Source organism: Rhizobium sp. BK399 (assembly GCF_014194695.1).
GTDB lineage: Bacteria > Pseudomonadota > Alphaproteobacteria > Rhizobiales > Rhizobiaceae > Rhizobium.
Window position 1 is genome coordinate 1 of record NZ_JACIAH010000052.1, and the last position, 1,411, is coordinate 1,411.

1 protein-coding gene is annotated in these 1,411 nt (G+C 59.9%); it reads left to right on the top strand.

The window, feature by feature from the left end; all coding sequences use genetic code 11:
• Nucleotides 1-80 precede the first annotated feature (80 nt).
• Nucleotides 81-1,411: IS66 family transposase (locus FHT97_RS30625; RefSeq protein WP_183865224.1), on the top strand; the 1,331-nt coding region annotated here is incomplete at its 3' end.

A 1,411-nucleotide genomic window follows, 5' to 3' on the forward strand; every position in this document is an offset into this window, starting at 1 on the left:
GTGCGGCAATATCAGATCGCCGGCTGAGGATGGCGAATTGAGCTGTTGACGCAAAGGGGCGGTTCAGATTCAAGAATCTGATGACTCGAACCGGCGAACCAAGCGTTGCAGAGCTGATGGCGCAGTTGGCGGCCAATGCTGCCGAAATCGCTGCGCTCAAAGCTGAGAAAGAGGCGCTCTCGCGGCGGGTCGTCAAGCTGGAAGAGGAGCTGGCACTGGCAAAGCTGCATCGCTTTGCCCCGCGCAGCGAAAAGCACATTGACCGTCTCTTCAACGAGGCCGAAGAGGCTGCGGTCGAGGATGACAGCGAGGAAGGCGATGTTGTCGAGCTTCCAGACACCGGCCTGCCAGCGGTAGAAGGTCAAACGGGAAAGAAGCGTGGACGCAGACCTCTGCCGGAAGACCTGCCACGCGAGCGCGTCGAATATGACCTCCCCGACGATCAGAAGTCTTGTCCCTGCTGTCAGGGTCAGATGCATCGCATGGGCGAGGCTGTTACCGAACAGCTCCATATCGAGGTCAAGGCAAAGGTCCTACAGAATGTGCGGTTCAAGTACGCTTGCCGCCATTGCGACCGCACCGGGATCAACACGCCCGTCGTGATCGCACCGATGCCGACGCAGCCCCTGCCGGGCAGTATCGCTACCGCCTCGACGTTGGCCTTCGCGCTCGTCCACAAGTACGTCGACGGCACACCGCTCTACCGCGTGGCGCAAACATTCGAGCGTGCTGGTGTTCCGATCAGCCGCGGCGCTCTCGCTCACTGGGTCATCGGCTCAAGCGAGAAGCATCTGCACCGCATCTATGATGCTCTGAAACTGCGGCTCAGATTACAGCCTCTCATTCATGGCGATGAGACGACGGTTCAGGTCCTGAAGGAAAAGGACAAGGAGGCCACCAGCACTTCGTACATGTGGGCCTATCGCAGCGGCGAGGACAGTGACGAGCCAATCGTATTGCTCGACTATCGGCCGGGGCGCGGCCAGATCCACCCGCAGACCTTCCTTGGTGACTACCGCGGCATATTGGTCAGCGATGGCTACACTGCCTGGCGCACATTGAATGGCGCAACCCATGTCGGATGCATGGCTCACTCCAGGCGGCGCTTCGTTGATGCCCTCAAGGCGAGAAAGAATGGAGGAGGCCCGCCGGAGCAAGCTCTCAGGTTCTTCGAGCAGCTCTACCGGATCGAAAGGCAGGCGCGAGAGATAAAGCCCGACGCCGGTGAAACGCAGGCCGAGTGCATTCGCCGCTTCCGCCAACAGCACAGCTTACCTGTCCTGAACGCTCTGAAGACTTGGCTCGATAACATCGCGCCGAAGGTCGTACCGGATACCAAGCTCGGCGATGCTGTGTCCTACACCCTGAACCAATGGGATTACCTGACGCGTTACACCAGCGACGGCAGGAT